We start from the raw sequence: 15719 nt of genomic DNA, 5'->3' as shown, positions 1-15719 counted from the left end.
GCCCGGAGGGGCCGCACCCTTTTCCGGGGCTCCCCCTCTCTCAGCCCCCTTCGCACCACCGGAAGGAACCGAACCCCATGGCCATGGACGTCATCTCCGTCATCCGCACCAAGCGGGACCGCGGCGCGCTCAGCGACGAGCAGATCGACTGGGTCATCGACGCGTACACCCGCGGGGAGGTCGCCGACGAGCAGATGTCCGCGCTCGCCATGGCCATCCTGCTCAACGGCATGGACCGCCGGGAGATCGCCCGCTGGACCGCCGCGATGATCGCCTCCGGCGAGCGCATGGACTTCTCCGCCCTGTCCCGCCCCACCGCCGACAAGCACTCCACCGGCGGCGTCGGCGACAAGATCACCCTGCCGCTGGCCCCGCTGGTCGCCGCCTGCGGCGCGGCCGTCCCGCAGCTGTCCGGGCGCGGCCTCGGCCACACCGGCGGCACGCTGGACAAGCTGGAGTCGATCCCCGGCTGGCGCGCGCTGCTGTCCAACGAGGAGATGCTGTCGGTGCTCGACGGCTGCGGCGCGGTGATCTGCGCGGCCGGCGACGGCCTGGCGCCCGCCGACAAGAAGCTCTACGCCCTGCGCGACGTCACCGGCACCGTCGAGGCCATCCCGCTGATCGCCTCCTCCATCATGTCCAAGAAGATCGCGGAGGGCACCGGCTCCCTGGTCCTGGACGTCAAGGTCGGCTCCGGCGCCTTCATGAAGACCGTCGAGGACGCCCGCGAACTCGCCTCCACCATGGTCGGCCTCGGCACCGACCACGGAGTGAAGACGGTCGCGCTGCTCACCGACATGTCCACCCCGCTCGGCCTGACCGCGGGCAACGCGCTGGAGATCCGCGAGTCGGTCGAGGTCCTGGCCGGCGGCGGCCCGGCCGACGTGGTCGAACTGACCCTCGCCCTGGCCCGGGAGATGCTGGACGCGGCCGGCCTGAAGGACGCCGACCCGGCCAAGGCGCTGGCCGACGGCTCGGCGATGGACGTCTGGCGGCGCATGATCGCGGCCCAGGGCGGCGACCCGGACGCGGCCCTGCCCACCTCCCAGGACCAGCACGTGATCACGGCCCCCGCCTCCGGCGTCCTGACCCGCATGGACGCCTACGACATCGGTGTCGCCGCCTGGCGCCTGGGCGCCGGCCGGGCCCGCAAGGAGGACCCGGTGCAGGCGGCGGCGGGCGTCGAACTGCACGCCAAGCCCGGCGACACGGTCACCGCCGGCCAGCCCCTGATGACCCTGCACACCGACACCCCGGACCGCTTCGCGTACGCCCTTGAGGCCACCGAGGGCTCCTACGACATCGCCCCGGCCGGCACGGCCTTCACCACCTCCCCGGTCGTGCTGGAACGTATCGCCTGACCAGGTGCTTTACCCCTTCGGGTGAACGGGACCGGTGGACGGCCACCGGTCCCGTTCGGCATGCTGGGATCGGTGACGCACCGATAGGAGAACCGCCATGAGCGCACTCACCGTGAGCCAGGACCCCGACCAGAGCTGGGACGACCTCGTCCGGTTCTGGGAAGAGATGGAATGGCCCGAGGGCAGCAAGGTGGAGATCATCGAGGGGATCATCACCGTGTCACCTGCTCCCGCACCTCGTCACAACGTCATCGCGGAGTTGATTCAGCGTCGCCTCTACTCCGTGATCCCCGGTGACTGGGGGATCTACCAGACGTTGGCCATGGCTGTGCCCTCGCGACTGGGCATGCTCGTCCCGGATCTAGTGGTGGCCCCCCGGTCGCAATGTGTGGAATCGGACACTCATGTCTCTGCTGTGGTCGCCGAACTCGTCGTAGAAGTGACGTCCAAGTCGAACGCCCGCCACGACCGCATCAGCAAGCCCGCCGCCTACGCCACCGCAGGCATCCCGTTCTACCTCCTCGTCGACCGCTGGGCCCCCGACGGCCCCGCCACCACGCTCTACGGGGAGCCGAGGGGCGACGTGTACCGCCCCCTGGCCACGGCCAAGTTCGGTGAGCCCATCAAGCTCCCGGCGCCGTTCGACCTGGTCATCGACACCGACGACTTCCCGCTCGACTGACCGCCCCTCAACCCAGCAGCGCCGCGATCGCCACCAGGACCGGCACCGAGAGCAGGGTGGACAGGAGGATGGACTCGCGGGCCAGGGTCTCGGCCGTCCCGTAGCGGCCGGCGTAGGTGAACAGGTTCTGGGCGGCGGGCAGGGCCGAGGTGACCACCACGTCCAGCAGGGAGGCACCGCGCAGGCCGAAGACGCCGGACGCCAGCGCCCAGGCGGCCAGCGGCTGGCCCACCGACTTCAGGGCGACGGACAACAGCACCGGATGGCGGTCCCGGCCGCGGCCGGGCGCCGCGCTGCCGGGCAGGGCGATGCCGAAGGCCAGCAGCACCGCCGGGACGGACATGCCGGCGATCAGGGTCAGCGGCTCCCTGACCGGGCCGGGCACCGTCCATCCGGACGCCGAGACCAGGACCCCGCCGAGCGCCCCCACCGCGACCGGATTGCGCAGCGGGGTGAGCAGCCGCCGCCACAGCGGCCCCTTCCCGCCCGCACCCGTCAGGTCCAGCACCGTCAGCGCGACGGGCGTCACCACGATCTGCTGGAACAGCAGCACCGGCGCCACCAGCGAGGCGTCGCCCAGCACGTACGCGGCGATCGGGATGCCGAGGTTGCCGGAGTTGACGTAGCTGGAGCACAGGGCGCCGATCGTCGTGCGGCCCACGCCCCAGCGCCGTACGACGCCCACCACCACGAAGACGCCCGCGGCCGCCGCCGTGCTCAGCGCCGTCACCAGCAGCCGGCCGGAGAACACCACCGTCAGGTCCGCGCGGGCCAGCGTGGTGAACAGCAGCGCCGGCGTCGCCACCTCGAACGCCAGCCGGGTCAGCACCTCGCCGCCCTGCTCGCCCAGCGAGCCGCGCCGCCCGAGCGCCCAGCCGACGCCGATCACCACCGCGATGACCGCGAACCCGGTCAGCACTCCCCGCACGCGGCCCCCTCACCGGGCGGGAGAAGGCCGTCGACGGTCCGGGGCGGTGCTGATCCATGCGGCATGCGCTCACCCTCCGGTCGGCGCGACCGGCAGGTCAACGTGATCCCCGCCGACGTGATCCCCGCCGACGTGATCCCCGCCGAGGTGATCAGCGCCCCGCCGGCGCCCCGCCCGATGAGTTGGGGCCCGTCGCCCGGTCTGAGAAGGCGTGGACGCCAAGACACCCGCCGCACCCGTGCTCGTGCTCGCCGGCCCCGTCACCCGCGAGGGGGTGAGGAGGCTGTGCGACGACATGCGGCGACTGCTGGCCGAGGCCGGCGCCCGGACCGTGGTGTGCGACGTCGGCGGGCTCGGACCGCCCGGACTCGGCGCCGTGGACCTGCTGGCGCGGCTGCTGCTCACCGCCCGGCGGGCCGGGGCGGGGATACGACTGCGCGACCCCGACCCGGCGCTACTGACCCTGCTCGACCTGGCCGGCCTCCCCTTCCAGGTGGAGGGGCAGCCCGAACAGCGGGAACCACCGGGCCGTGTCCAGGAAGCAGTGGAACCCGGTGATCCGCCCCCGTGATATCTCCAGCACCTGCACCGCCCACGGGGTGAAGCCGCCCCGCTCCGGGTCCGGCTTGTAGTGGGCGAAGCCCGGCAGGCCGTTGGCCCGCACCGGCAGCAGCCGGGAGTTCGCGCAGGAGGCGCCCATGGTCGACATGAAACCGGTGATGTCGGCCGAACCGGTCAGCCACAGGTCGAACGGCGGCATCGTCATGACCGCGTCCTCGTGCAGCAGCGCGGTCAGCGCCGTCATGTCGTACCCCTCGAAGGCCCGCACATAGCGCTCCAGCAGCCGCTGCTGCGCCTCGTCCAGCGGGTCGGACACCTGCGCCCCGGCCCCCTGCTCCTCCCGCTCGGCGAGCGTGGCCCGGGCCCGCTGGAGGGCGCTGTTGACCGAGGCGACCGTCGTGCCGAGCAGTTCGGCGACCTCGCTCGCCTTCCAGGCCAGCACCTCCCGCAGGATCAGCACCGCCCGCTGCTTGGCCGGCAGCCGCTGGAGCGCGGCCATGAAGGCGAGCCGCACCGACTCCTTGGCGAGCGCCGCCTGCGCCGGGTCCTCGACCGACGGCAGCACCCGGCCGTCCGGCATCGGCTCCAGCCAGGTGCTGTCCGGGCGGGGCACCAGCGCGGCCCGGGCCAGCGGCGTCGACTCGGTCAGATCCATCGGCCGCGCCCGCTTGCTGCCCGCCGACAGCAGGTCCAGGCACACGTTGGTCGCGATCCGGTACAGCCAGGACCGCAGACTGGACCGGCCCTCGAACTTGTCGTGGCTGCGCCAGGCACGCACCAGGGTGTCCTGGACCGCGTCCTCCGCCTCGAACGACGAACCGAGCATGCGGTAGCAGTAGCCGGTCAGCTCGACCCGGTACTTCTCCAGCTCCATGCCGAGATCGGTCGCCGTCGCCGTACCGTCGCCCATTCGTCGTCCACCCGCCCCGTGGCTGTTCCCGTCCCGGACGCGTTGTCGCGCCCGGCACTGCGAAAAGCTAGCGCAGGCCACTGACAACGGCCCCCGCAGCGGACGGATCAGCAGGTCACAGGCAGGGCGCCGGTCACGCGGACACCGGCGTGCGCCGCTGCGCCACGCGCGCCGCCCGGGACCCGAGGACCGTGATCGCCACCACGCCCAGCACCGCCAGCAGCCCCACGCCGACCGTCCCCGACCAGCCCTGGGCGTGGAAGGCGGTCGCGCCGACCGTGCTGCCCACGCTGGAGCCGATGTAGTACGCCGACTGGTACAGGGCGGAGGCCTGCGCGCGGCCGTGCGCCGCCGTCCGGCTCACCGCCGAGGAGGCGACCGCGTGACCGGCGAAGAAGCCCGCCGTGATCAGCACCAGGCCCAGCAGCACCGGCACGACCGAGTCCAGCAGCGACAGCAGCAGCCCCGCCGCCGTCGTCGCGCCCGCCAGGTACAGGGCGCCCCGGCGGCCGACCCGGCCCACCAGCCGCCCCGCCGTCGACGCCGACACCGTGCCCACCAGGTACACCAGGAAGATCGAGCCGATGACGCCCTGCGGCAGCGAGAAGGGCGCCTCGGTCAGCCGGTAGCCGATCACCGTGTAGACGCCGCCGAACACCGTCATGAACAGCGCGCCGATCGCGTACAGGCGGCGCAGCAGCGGGTTCGACAGATGGTCGCGGACCGTGCCGGCCAGCACCCGCGGGCGCAGCGACCCCGGCGTGAAGTGGCGCGGCGCCGGCAGCAGCATCCGGAACGCCACCGCGCACAGCACCGCGACCGCGCCGACCACCCCGACGGCGGCCCGCCAGCCCCACTCCTGCGCCACCCAGCCGGTCATCACCCGGCCGCTCATCCCGCCCACGCTGTTGCCGGCCACGAACAGGCCGATCGCCGTGACCAGGGCCCGGGGCCGGACCTCCTCCGCCAGGTACGCCTGCGCCGAGGCCGGCACCCCCGCCAGCGCGGCGCCCTGCAACGCCCGCAGCACCACCAGCGCGCCCAGCGACGGCGCGAACGGCACCAGCAGCCCGACGGCCACCGCGACCGCCAGCGAGGCCGTCATCACCGTACGGCGGCCGAAACGTTCCGACAGGGCGCTCATCGGCAGCACGAACAGCGCGAGACCGCCGGTCGCCGCCGCCACCGTCCAGCTCGCCTCGCTCGCCGCCACCCCGTACTCGGCGGAGATCAGCGGCAGCAGCGCCTGGGTGGAGTACAGCAGCGCGAAGGTCGCGACCCCGGCGAGGAACAGGGCCAGGCTCATCCGGCGGTAGCCGGGACCGCCCGGCGTCATCCGGGAGTCGGCGGCCCCGCCCGCGGTCGGGTCGGAAGCGGCGGAAGCGTGCGGTGCGGCGCCCACGACAGCGGACGCCCCGGTATCGGCGGGAGACATACGACGACGGTAGGAAGCCGGGCCGTCATCCGTCCAATGCACGGACTCGCCATAATCGTTCCCATGGTGCATCAGCAGAGGTCAGGAGTTCGTCTGTCACCGTCCGGTGACACAGAAGTCATCGTGGACCGCGGCGAGGAGGTCGCCCTGCTGCTCGCGCCGCGCCTCGCGCACTTCGCCGGCGTCGCCCGCACCGAGCACGTCACCCGGGCCGCCCAGGAGATGCGCGTCCCGCAGTCCACCCTGTCGCGCGCCATGGTCCGCCTCGAACAGGATCTCGGCGTCGACCTCTTCGCCCGCCGGGGCCGCACCGTCGCCCTCACCCCCGCCGGCCGCACCTTCCTCGCCTCCGTCGAACGCGCCCTCGCCGAGATCGAGCGCGCCGCCGAGGAGGTGCGCGCGGACGCCGACCCGGCCACCGGCAAGGTCGCCTTCGGCTTCCTGCACACCATGGGCGCCGAGACCGTGCCCGGCCTCATCCACGCCTTCCGCGCCGACCACCCCCGCGTCCGCTTCAGCCTGGTCCAGAACTACGGCGAGGCCATGCTGGAGCGGCTGCGCGCCGGTGAGCTGGACCTCTGCCTCACCTCGCCGGTCCCGGACGCGCCCGACCTGGTGGCGCGCCGCCTGGACGAGCAGAAGCTGCGCCTGGTCGTCCCGGCCGGCCACCGCCTCGCCGCCCGCCGCCGCGTCCGCCTGGCCGAGGCCGCCGACGAGGCGTTCGTGACCCTGGAACCCGGCTACGGGCTGCGCCGGATCACCGACGACCTGTGCCGCGCGGCCGGCTTCACGCCGCGGATCGCCTTCGAGGGCGAGGAGGCCGAGACGCTGCGCGGCCTGGTGGCGGCGGGCCTCGGCGTGGCCCTGCTGCCGCCGCCGGCCGTGCCCCGCCCGGGCGTCGCCGAGCTGACGGTCACCGCGCCGCGCGCGGTGCGCGAGATCGGCGTGGCCTGGCTGGAGGGCCACCCGGACACACCCCCGGTGGCCGCCTTCAAGCGGTTCCTCCTCTCCCGCCGCGGCCGCCTGCTCCCCTGACCCCTCGAACCGCCCGCCTTCCGGGGCCGAGCCGGGTGTCGGCGACCCCGACACCCCTACCAGCTCAGCGACTTCCCGAAGCCCGCCGCCAGCGGCATCCGCAGCCCCAGCGGGGGCGGTGCGGCCAGCGCGTCCTGGACCGGGCGGGAGAACGCCCGCCCGAACAGCGTCCCCATCATGAAGTCGGCGGTGAGCGAGGCGACTTCGTCGCGGTACTGGCGCAGCCCGTGCCCGTCCGCGTGCACCTCGAACCGGCACACCTCCCGGTTGGCCTTCTTCGCCCGCGCCGCGTACCGGAAGGACAGCTCGGGATCGGTGCGGGCGTCGTTCGTGCCGTGCACGACGAGCACCCGGCGCCCGGCGAGCTGCTTCACCGGTTCGGGGGAGGCGGCGACGTCGTCCTCGGGCAGCCAGGGGGCGATCGCCACCACGGAGTTGACGGCCTCGTGACCGCCCGCGCGCAGCGCCGCCCGGCCGCCCATGTCCACACCGGCCAGGCACACCGGGACGTCGCCGTAGCGCCGTACGGTCTCGTCCACCGCCCAGGCGGCGTCGCGGGCGAGGTGCTCCTCGCTGCCGTTCCAGCCGCGGTAGCGGTAGTGCACCACGTGCACGGCCAGCTGCTCGGCGCGGCCGGCCCGCACCAGCCGGCGGCCCAGCGCGCGCACCGAGGCGGCCGCCAGCAGCGGGGACGGTCTTCGGCCGGACTCCTCCTGCCCGCCCGGGAGCAGCAGCACCGCTCCGTTCACCGCCGTCGGCCCCGGGCCGAGCGTCCTCCCCAGCCGGGCCGTGCGAACCGGCGTCGCTTGCTGTGCCATGACAGAACAGTGTCAGAAGCACCGGTGTACGCCACCCGTCCGTGCGGTCACCGTTGCGTATCGACAATTCCGCCGGCCGGAACACGCGGGTGTGAACGGAGTGCTTTCCGCACGGCTCCGGCACGGCGCTTTCTACGCGCGTAGGAGTTAGAGTGCGCGCATGACGAGCCAGACTGCCCCCACGGGAAACACACCGAGCTCGGACCAGATCCTCCGGGCGCCCAAGGTGCTGCTGCACGACCACCTGGACGGCGGCCTCCGCCCGGCCACCGTCGTGGAACTCGCCCGGGCGAACGGGTACTCCGCGCTTCCCGACACCGACCCGGACAAACTCGGCCTGTGGTTCCGCGAGGCCGCCGACTCCGGTTCCCTGGAACGCTATCTGGAGACCTTCTCGCACACCGTCGGCGTGATGCAGTCCCGCGACGCGCTCGTCCGGGTCGCCCGCGAATGCGCCGAGGACCTCGCCGCGGACGGCGTCGTCTACGCCGAGGTGCGCTACGCCCCCGAGCAGCACCTGGAGGGCGGGCTGAGCCTGGAGGAGGTCGTCGAGGCCGTCAACGAGGGCTTCCGGGAGGGCGAGCGGGCCGCCCTCGCCGACGGCCGGCGCGTCCGGATCGGCGCCCTGCTCACCGCGATGCGGCACGCGGCCCGCTCCCTGGAGATCGCCGAACTGGCCGAGCGCCACCGGGACTCGGGCGTCGTCGGCTTCGACATCGCGGGCGCCGAGGCCGGCTACCCGCCCACCCGGCACCTGGACGCCTTCGAGTTCCTGAAGCGGGCCAACAACCACTTCACCATCCACGCCGGGGAGGCGTTCGGACTGCCCTCCATCTGGCAGGCGCTGCAATGGTGCGGCGCCGACCGGCTCGGGCACGGAGTGCGCATCATCGACGACATCACCGTCCACGAGGACGGCACGGTCGAACTCGGGCGGCTCGCCTCCTACGTGCGCGACAAGCGCGTCCCGCTGGAGCTGTGCCCCAGCTCCAACCTCCAGACCGGGGCGGCCGCCTCGTACGCCGAACACCCGATCGGACTGCTGCGCCGACTGCATTTCCGCGCCACCGTGAACACGGACAATCGTCTGATGTCCCACACCAGCATGAGCCGGGAATTCGAGCACCTTGTCGACGCCTTCGGCTACACGCTCGACGACCTGCAATGGTTCACCGTCAACGGAATGAAGTCGGCGTTCATTCCTTTCGATGAACGTCTGGCCATGATCAATGATGTGATCAAGCCCGGGTACGCGGCGCTGAAATCCGAATGGCTGTTTAAGCAGGCCGCGCCCACCAGCGGTTCCTCGCCATTCGGGGGATGACCGCGAAACGGGGGCCGGCCGGCCGTCTTCACCTTCCGTCCGCATTCCGTTGTTTGCGGACGGCGGCGGGCCGTGTCTACGGTCGACAACCGCTCAGTCCCCGTCTTCCAGTCAAGGACGCGTTCTCATGAAGCAGTCTGCCGCCAAGACCCTCGGTGTCGCCGCTCTCGGCGCCGCTTTCGCCGCCGTCGGCGCGGGCGCCGCGAACGCCGCGCCGGCCCTGCCGGACGCCGGCCAGGCGCTGGGCGCCGTCGCCAAGGAGCTGCCGACGGGGAACGTCGCCCAGCTGCCCGGAGCCGGCCGCGCCCTGGACCAGACCCAGCCCGTGCTCGGCTCGGGGCTCTCCGCCGCCCAGCCCGCCGCCGGCGGCCTCCAGAACGGCCCCGTAGAGCCGGTCGGCAAGCTGCTCGGCGGCATGCCGGTGCAGAGCATGCCCACCAACGGCGTGCAGGTGAACGGCTTCCCGATCGGCTGAACCCCCGCCTGACCCCTGCCTGACCCTCGCCCGACCCCCGGCGTCGCCGCCCGAGCCCGCGGCGACGCCGACACGCCGCCGGGGCGCGCCCTTGAACCTCAGGGCGCGCCCCGGCGGCGTACACGGACGGCGGCTACCAGGCCGTGCGGGCGGCCTTGCCCTCGGCGGGCAGCAGGATCCACAGGGCGAGGTAGACCAGGAACTGCGGGCCCGGCAGCAGGCACGAGACCAGGAAGATCACCCGCATCGTCGTCGCGGAGGTGCCGAAGCGCCGAGCCAGCGCGGCGCACACTCCGCCGATCACGCGGCCATGGGTGGGGCGGGCAAGGGCGTTCATCGTGATGCCTCCGTGGCTGTGGTGCGGGGCCTCCCCGTCGGCGCCCCGTCTGACCTCCACGTTACGGAGACGAAGGGGGCAAAACGTCACTCCAGGGAGCGATCCCGACCCTGGGAATCGTCGGGGTCCGACCCTGAGCCGCGTCCTGCCGACGCACCGCGGACCCGTCCGGGTGCCCGTCCAGGCGCCCGGCCCTGCGGCGGAGCCGGGAACGGACGGCCGGGACGGCCGCGAGGTGGACGACGGCGACTCCCAGCGTGTTCAGGAACAGCGTGTCGACGTCCACGACCCGCCCCGGCACACCGGTCTGGAGCAGGGCGATGGCCAGCGAGACCATGGCGCCCGCGGCGACGGTGCGCACCAGCGAGCCGAGGGGGGAGACGTGCAGCCGGCCGTGCGCCAGCGGCAGCAGCACGCCCAGCGGCGCCAGCAGCCCCAGCCCCTCCCCGATCCGCCGGACGGCCTCGGCCCCGCCCAGCGCCAGATCGGCGCGGACGGTGGCGAACGGACGCAGATTGGCGGGCAGCACCCAGGGCACGTCCAGCGGACGCAGCATCAGCCAGGCGACGAACGCGAGATGGGCGACGAGGAGGACACTCCCGGTCACGCGGACGCGGATCGCGGCGCTGCCGCCGACGGAGCCTTGACGCTGCACGCCACCCAAGACGCGCCCACCCGCCCGCGCGGTTCCGGCGCCGCCCGCCCCCCTCGGTGAGGCGCGCGCCACACCGGGCGCCGCCCGCCCCGCTGCGGCGCCTACTCGGCGGTCGCCTCCGACGACGGGGGCCTCGTGGTGCCGGGGCGGGAGCGCAGGTCGTCCGTGCACTCGTAGCGGCGCGGGGCGCTGTCGCCGGGGCCGCCGAGGACCACCGAGCCGTCGCCCTCGGCCGCCGCCGAGTCCGACAGCGTGCAGACGATCTGCGCGAGCGCGTACGCCGACAGGGCGGCCGGGGCGGCGCCCAGCCGCAGCGTGTCCTCGGGGTCCTTGGGGTGCGGACCGGCGACGGTCAGGGCGTGCGGCACGTGCGTCGTGTACCCGGCCGCCCGCTCACTCGCCGAGGGCGGCGCGGCCAGCTGCTCCAGCAGCCCCTGCGCCACGATCACCCGCCGCCGCGCGTCCGCCGTGCCCTCCGGCACCCGCACCACGCGGTCCACGGTCACCAGCGACGAACCGCACAGCAGGAACACCTGGACGGGCACCCCGCGCGAGACCTGGACGGCCCCGTCGGGCTGGGTCAGCGAGCAGGGCACCCGCGAGGGCGCGCCGCCGAAGTCGGTGGGCACCTCGGTGGGGCGGATCCCGCACCCGGCCAGCAGCAGCGCCAGCGCCGGCAGCGCCAGCAGAGCGCGCCCGCGCACCACCGCACCCCGCCCACGCCCGCGTCCGCGCCCCGTCACACGCCCGCCTGCGCGCCCGCGCGCCTCGACGCGTCCGCGCGCCTCGACGCGTCCGCGCACTTCCGCGCGCCCGCGCACCTGCCCGCGCCCGCGCTCGTCCCGTGCCGTCGTCATCGGGCGCCCCCCTTCGACCCCTCGTCCGCGCCGCCGTTCCGCGCCCTGCCACCGCTGCCGCTGCCGTCGCCGTCGCCGTCGGCCTCGGGCGGTTCCTCGGTGAGCGCGGAGGCGTCCCGGGGCAGCCGCAGGGTGAACACCGCGCCGCCCTCGGGCGAGTTGGCGGCGGTGATGTCGCCGCCGTGGATGTGCGCGTTGTTCAGGGCGATGGACAGGCCCAGACCGCTGCCCTCCGAGCGCGGCCGGGACGCGCTCGCCTTGTAGAACCGGTCGAACACGTGCGGCAGCACGTCCTCGGGGATGCCGGGGCCGTGGTCGCGCACCCGGATGACCATCTGCGCCGACTCCGGCGTCTCGCCGCCCTCCTCGCGCACCGAGACCCGTACCGGGGAGCCGCCGTGCTTGAGCGCGTTGCCGATGAGGTTGGCGAGGATGACGTCCAGGCGGCGCGGGTCGATCCGGGCGTGCAGGCCGCGCTCGGCGTCCAGCTCCACCGCGTCCAGCCAGGCCCGGGCGTCGATGCAGGCGGTGATCTGGTCGGCGATGTCCACGTCGTCCAGGACCAGCCGGGCCGTGCCCGCGTCGAAGCGGGTGACCTCCATCAGGTTCTCGACCAGGTCGTTGAGCCGCCGGGTCTCGCTGACGACCAGCCGCACCGCGGGCTCGATCATCGGGTCGAAGCCGCCGCCCTCGAACTCCAGCTCCTCCTCCAGCACCTCTGTCACGGCGGTGATGGCGGTCAGCGGCGTCCGCATCTCATGGCTCATGTCGGCGACGAACCGCCGGGAGGCCTCGTCCCGGGCCGCCATGTCGGCGACCCGTTTCTCCAGCGCCTCGGCCGCGTTGTTGAACGTCCGCGACAGATCGGCCAGTTCGTCGGTGCCGGAGACCCGCAGCCGGGTGTCGAGCCGGCCCTCGCCGAGCCGGCGCGCCGCGATCCCGAGCCGGTGCACCGGCTTGAGCACGGTGGTGGCGGCGGCCTGCGCCAGCAGCGCCGCTCCCACCAGGGCGAGCGCGGTGGCGACCCCCAGCGACCAGGCCAGCGAGTTGAGGTCCTTGGCCTCCGGCTCCAGCGACTTGAGCAGGTAACCGGTCGGCCCGCCGCCGATGATCCGGGTGCCGGCCACCAGGTACGGGGTGCCGTGCTCGGTGACCCGCTGCCAGTACAGGTGGTACGGCGACTTGTTGGACGAGTCGACCGGCTGCGCCTTGTTCACCGCGGTGCGCAGCGACGGGGGCACGTCCTCCAGCGCGAAACCGCTCAGGCCGCCCGAATTCCCGTACACCGCACGGCCGTTCGCGTCCTCGGCCACCAGCAGGACGCTGAACCGCTGGCTGCTGTTGGCCATCTGCCCGGCCGTGCGCTGCAACTGGTCCTGCGTCGGGTGCACCGGCAGCGTGCCCGCCCGGTTGCGCATCTCCTGCTGGAAGTCGCGCAGCACCGCGTCCTGGGTGCGGGTGAGCACCGCCTCGCGGTTGAGCCAGTAGGCGATCCCCGACGCCGACACCGCGGCGGTCAGCGCCACCAGCGCGAAGACGACGACGAGCCGCAGCCGCAGACTGGTGAACCGCAGCCCGGACAGAGCCTTCCCCCGCCCCGCGAACCAGCCGCGGAGCCCCCCTCGCGCCGTCGTCACTGAGGCGCGTCCAGGCGGTAGCCGACCCCGCGCACGGTACGGATCAGCGTCGGGGACGACGGAACGTCCTCGACCTTGGCGCGCAGCCGCTGCACACAGGCGTCCACCAGCCGCGAGTCACCGAGGTAGTCGTGCTCCCACACCAGCCGCAGCAACTGCTGCCGGGACAGCGCCTGACCGGGCCGCCGGCTCAGCTCCAGCAGCAGCCGCAGCTCGGTCGGGGTCAGCTGGAGGTCCTCGCCGTTCTTCGTCACCGTCATCGCCGACCGGTCGATGACCAGGCCGCCGAACGTCGCCGAGTCCGTCGACTCCCGCTCGCCGCGCCGCAGCACGGCCCGGATCCGCGCGTCCAGCACCCGCCCCTGCACCGGCTTGACGACATAGTCGTCCGCACCGGACTCCAGGCCCACCACCACGTCGATGTCGTCGGTGCGCGCGGTCAGCAGGATGATCGGCAGCTGGTCCGTGCGCCGGATGCGCCGGCACACCTCGAAGCCGTCGATGCCGGGCAGCATGACGTCCAGGACGATGAGGTCCGGCCGCTGCTCGCGCAGCAGCTTCAGACCGTCCTCGCCGCTGGCAGCGGTGGCCACCCGGTGTCCCTGGCGCGTCAGCGAGAGCTCCAGGGCCGTCCGGATGGCGTCGTCGTCCTCGATCAGCAACAGGGAAGGCACAGGGCTCATTCTGGCCCATCCGGGCTCGGGGTTTCGACACCCCCACGAGCGCCCCCGCGCACACACCCGGACACACCTCTCCGACCTGGGACGCCCGGGGCCCTGTGACAGGTCTGTGACAGTCGGCGGACACGGCCATGAAGTGGCGGCGTAAGGATTCTCGGCACAGGCAGACAAGCACGACGGACACCGGAACTCCACGACGGGGGGCGCGAGATGAACACGCTGCACGGCAACAGCACCAGCGCGGTGGTCACGCGTCTGCACGACGTGACCCGGGGTCCGGAGAAGTCCGGCGCCGCACTGGGAGTGCGGGGGTGCTCCCGTGGCGCCGGGCGTCAGCACACCACCGCCTACATGACGGTGGTGGACGCGCGCACCGGGGAGACGCCCGGGGGGAGTGCGCACGGGGGAAACGCGTACGGGGAGGCCACGGAGGAGCGCCGCACCCGGTCGGAGGCGGAGTTCACCGCCTACGTCCAGGAGCGCCGCGCCTCCCTGTACGCGACCGCCTACCACCTCACCGGTGACCGCTTCGAGGCCGAGGACCTGCTCCAGAGCGCGCTGTTCTCGACCTACCGGGCGTGGGACCGGATCAGCGACAAGGCGGCCGTCGGCGGATACCTCCGCCGCACCATGACCAACCTGCACATCAGCGCCTGGCGGCGGCGCAAGCTCAACGAGTACCCGACCGAGGAACTGCCGGAGACGCCCGGCGACACGGACGCCATGCGCGGCACCGAGCTGCGCGCCGTCCTGTGGCAGGCGCTGGCCCGGCTGCCCGAACTCCAGCGCACCATGCTGGTCCTGCGCTACTACGAGGGCCGCACGGACCCGGAGATCGCCGACATCCTCGGCATCAGCGTCGGCACGGTGAAGTCCAGCATCTGGCGCTCGCTGCGCCGGCTGCGCGAGGACGAGGTCCTCAGCTTCGGCCGTGACCAGGAGGAGTCCTTCGGCGAGCTCGTCGCCTGAGCGAGCCGGAGGTACGGGGGAAACCCGGGGGGACGGGGGGAACGGGGGAGCGGTACCGGGGGAGCCCACGGGGGAGTGGGGAGCGGTACCGGGGGGATCACGGGGGAAAGTGGGGGAGCACCGAGGAAGCGGGACCGGACGGCTGGGGGGCCGACCGGTCCCGCTTTCGTGTGTGCCGGGCCGCCGTCCGGGACGGCGGCGGTCGTGCGGTGACCGCTCCGGGGTCAGGCGGCCGTGCGGGTCTCGGGGCGGTGGTCCGCCGCCGCGGCCAGGCGGCCCAGCGCCTCGTCCCGGTCGCAGGCGTACGCGCCCAGGGCCACCTGGCGGGCGACGATGGACCGCTCGGCGCGCATCAGCCGCCAGCCCCGGCGCACCAGGAACGGCACCGACTTGCGGCCCTCCCGCAGATCGCGCAGGAACCGCCGGCGGAAGGTGGTGACCGGACCGCGGGCCAGGCACAGCGCGTCGGCCAGCAGGCCCAGCTCACGGCAGCGGCCCACGATCTCGGCGGCGAAGATCCCCTCCGCGATGAACAGCGGCGTACGGCCGATGCGCAGCGTGTCCTCCCCGGTGCGGGCGCTGCGCGCGATGTCGTACACGGGCACGCCCGTGCTGCCCGTCGCGCACAGGCTGCTGATCGCCGCGACCGCGACGTCCGCGTCCCAGGAGGCCGGGTGGTCCCAGTCGATGTCCGAACTCCCCGCCACCAGAGGCAGCGTGGGGTCGTCGCCCTCCTTGTAGAAGTCGTCGAGGCGCAGCACGGGCAGCCCGGAACGGGCGGCGACCAGGGACTTGCCCGAGCCCGAGGGGCCGCACAGCAGCACGACGCGGGCGGGAGACGGGAGATGAAGGCTCACGGAAGACCAGTTTGACGCATCGTGGCGCGCCTGCCGACCCCGCGGGTCGGCTTTGGAGCGTGGGCTGCGTCTCAACTACCCTGTGCGCTGAACTCGTTACCCAGCGCAGCGGAAGGCGGCATCACACATGGCCCGACACGCCTCGACCCCCCACTCCACCGCACGGCACGTCCTGATCGCGGTCGCGGGCGCCGACGG

General features: G+C 73.6%; 17 protein-coding genes. 7 read left to right on the top strand and 10 right to left on the bottom strand.

What is annotated here, in order from left to right; genetic code table 11:
• Positions 1-77: 77 nt before the first annotated feature.
• Together ABEB07_RS16960 and ABEB07_RS16955 are read left to right on the top strand one after the other, a co-directional pair.
• Positions 78-1361, top strand: coding sequence for a thymidine phosphorylase (locus ABEB07_RS16960; protein WP_345669103.1), 1284 nt, complete (start codon positions 78-80; stop codon positions 1359-1361).
• Positions 1362-1458: 97 nt separating this feature from the next.
• Positions 1459-2043: a Uma2 family endonuclease gene (locus tag ABEB07_RS16955; protein WP_345669102.1), complete on the top strand. Its 585-nt coding sequence runs from the start codon at positions 1459-1461 to the stop codon at positions 2041-2043.
• A gap of 7 nt (positions 2044-2050) precedes the next feature.
• On the opposite strand, the gene ABEB07_RS16950 is transcribed toward ABEB07_RS16955, so the two are convergent.
• Entirely contained in the window at positions 2051-2971 is a 921-nt protein-coding gene (locus ABEB07_RS16950) for an AEC family transporter (RefSeq protein ID WP_345669101.1), read from the bottom strand.
• 211 nt (positions 2972-3182) lie between these two features.
• Between ABEB07_RS16950 and ABEB07_RS16945 the strand changes: the two genes are divergently transcribed.
• Positions 3183-3542, top strand: a complete 360-nt coding sequence (locus ABEB07_RS16945; RefSeq protein WP_345669100.1) for an STAS domain-containing protein — start codon at positions 3183-3185, stop codon at positions 3540-3542.
• Here ABEB07_RS16945 and ABEB07_RS16940 read toward each other — a convergent pair.
• The gene (locus ABEB07_RS16940; RefSeq protein WP_345669098.1) at positions 3426-4442 is read right to left on the bottom strand and encodes a sigma-70 family RNA polymerase sigma factor; all 1017 of its coding nucleotides are present in this window, start codon (positions 4440-4442) and stop codon (positions 3426-3428) included. The two genes, ABEB07_RS16945 and ABEB07_RS16940, sit on opposite strands and share 117 nt — an antisense overlap.
• 133 nt (positions 4443-4575) lie before the next feature.
• The gene (locus ABEB07_RS16935) at positions 4576-5877 is read right to left on the bottom strand and encodes an MFS transporter (RefSeq protein ID WP_176150243.1); all 1302 of its coding nucleotides are present in this window, start codon (positions 5875-5877) and stop codon (positions 4576-4578) included.
• Positions 5878-5940: 63 nt separating this feature from the next.
• Between ABEB07_RS16935 and ABEB07_RS16930 the strand changes: the two genes are divergently transcribed.
• A complete protein-coding gene (locus ABEB07_RS16930) occupies positions 5941-6912 on the top strand; it encodes a LysR family transcriptional regulator (protein WP_345669097.1) in 972 nt (323 codons plus the stop codon).
• A gap of 56 nt (positions 6913-6968) precedes the next feature.
• Here the strand turns inward: ABEB07_RS16930 and ABEB07_RS16925 are convergent, their stop codons facing one another.
• Complete coding sequence (locus ABEB07_RS16925) at positions 6969-7730, bottom strand: alpha/beta hydrolase (protein WP_345669096.1); 762 nt, start codon at positions 7728-7730, stop codon at positions 6969-6971.
• Between the two features lie 160 nt (positions 7731-7890).
• Between ABEB07_RS16925 and ABEB07_RS16920 the strand changes: the two genes are divergently transcribed.
• Complete coding sequence (locus tag ABEB07_RS16920; RefSeq protein WP_345669094.1) at positions 7891-9054, top strand: adenosine deaminase; 1164 nt, start codon at positions 7891-7893, stop codon at positions 9052-9054.
• A 127-nt stretch (positions 9055-9181) separates the two neighbouring features.
• Positions 9182-9529 (top strand): ATP-binding protein, encoded by a 348-nt coding sequence (locus tag ABEB07_RS16915; RefSeq protein WP_345669092.1) that lies wholly within the window; start codon positions 9182-9184, stop codon positions 9527-9529.
• A gap of 133 nt (positions 9530-9662) precedes the next feature.
• Here ABEB07_RS16915 and ABEB07_RS16910 read toward each other — a convergent pair whose 3' ends face one another.
• From ABEB07_RS16910 to afsQ1, 5 genes are all read right to left on the bottom strand, one after another.
• The gene (locus ABEB07_RS16910) at positions 9663-9866 is read right to left on the bottom strand and encodes a PspC domain-containing protein (protein ID WP_164588518.1); all 204 of its coding nucleotides are present in this window, start codon (positions 9864-9866) and stop codon (positions 9663-9665) included.
• A 61-nt stretch (positions 9867-9927) separates the two neighbouring features.
• On the bottom strand, positions 9928-10521 hold the full coding sequence (locus ABEB07_RS16905) for a VanZ family protein (RefSeq protein ID WP_345669091.1): 594 nt from the start codon (positions 10519-10521) through the stop codon (positions 9928-9930).
• A 101-nt stretch (positions 10522-10622) separates the two neighbouring features.
• Positions 10623-11225, bottom strand: coding sequence for a hypothetical protein (locus ABEB07_RS16900; RefSeq protein ID WP_345669089.1), 603 nt, complete (start codon positions 11223-11225; stop codon positions 10623-10625).
• A gap of 149 nt (positions 11226-11374) precedes the next feature.
• Positions 11375-13015, bottom strand: a complete 1641-nt coding sequence (locus ABEB07_RS16895) for a sensor histidine kinase (protein WP_176150250.1) — start codon at positions 13013-13015, stop codon at positions 11375-11377.
• Positions 13012-13689: a two-component system response regulator AfsQ1 gene (afsQ1, locus tag ABEB07_RS16890; RefSeq protein ID WP_164588642.1), complete on the bottom strand. Its 678-nt coding sequence runs from the start codon at positions 13687-13689 to the stop codon at positions 13012-13014. The genes ABEB07_RS16895 and afsQ1 overlap by 4 nt, the downstream gene beginning before the upstream one ends.
• A 216-nt stretch (positions 13690-13905) precedes the next feature.
• Between afsQ1 and ABEB07_RS16885 the strand changes: the two genes are divergently transcribed.
• Positions 13906-14664: a SigE family RNA polymerase sigma factor gene (locus tag ABEB07_RS16885; protein ID WP_345669088.1), complete on the top strand. Its 759-nt coding sequence runs from the start codon at positions 13906-13908 to the stop codon at positions 14662-14664.
• 224 nt (positions 14665-14888) lie between these two features.
• On the opposite strand, the gene ABEB07_RS16880 is transcribed toward ABEB07_RS16885, so the two are convergent.
• Positions 14889-15521 carry a uridine kinase family protein gene (locus tag ABEB07_RS16880; RefSeq protein ID WP_345669087.1) on the bottom strand — a complete coding sequence of 211 codons (633 nt, stop codon included), beginning with the start codon at positions 15519-15521 and terminating at the stop codon, positions 14889-14891.
• Between the last annotated feature and the right edge of the window lie 198 nt (positions 15522-15719).

Source organism: Streptomyces similanensis, assembly GCF_039543625.1.
GTDB lineage: Bacteria > Actinomycetota > Actinomycetes > Streptomycetales > Streptomycetaceae > Streptomyces > Streptomyces similanensis.
The sequence above is the reverse complement of the archived record's forward strand: the minus strand, read 5'-3'. Positions and strand labels throughout refer to the sequence as shown.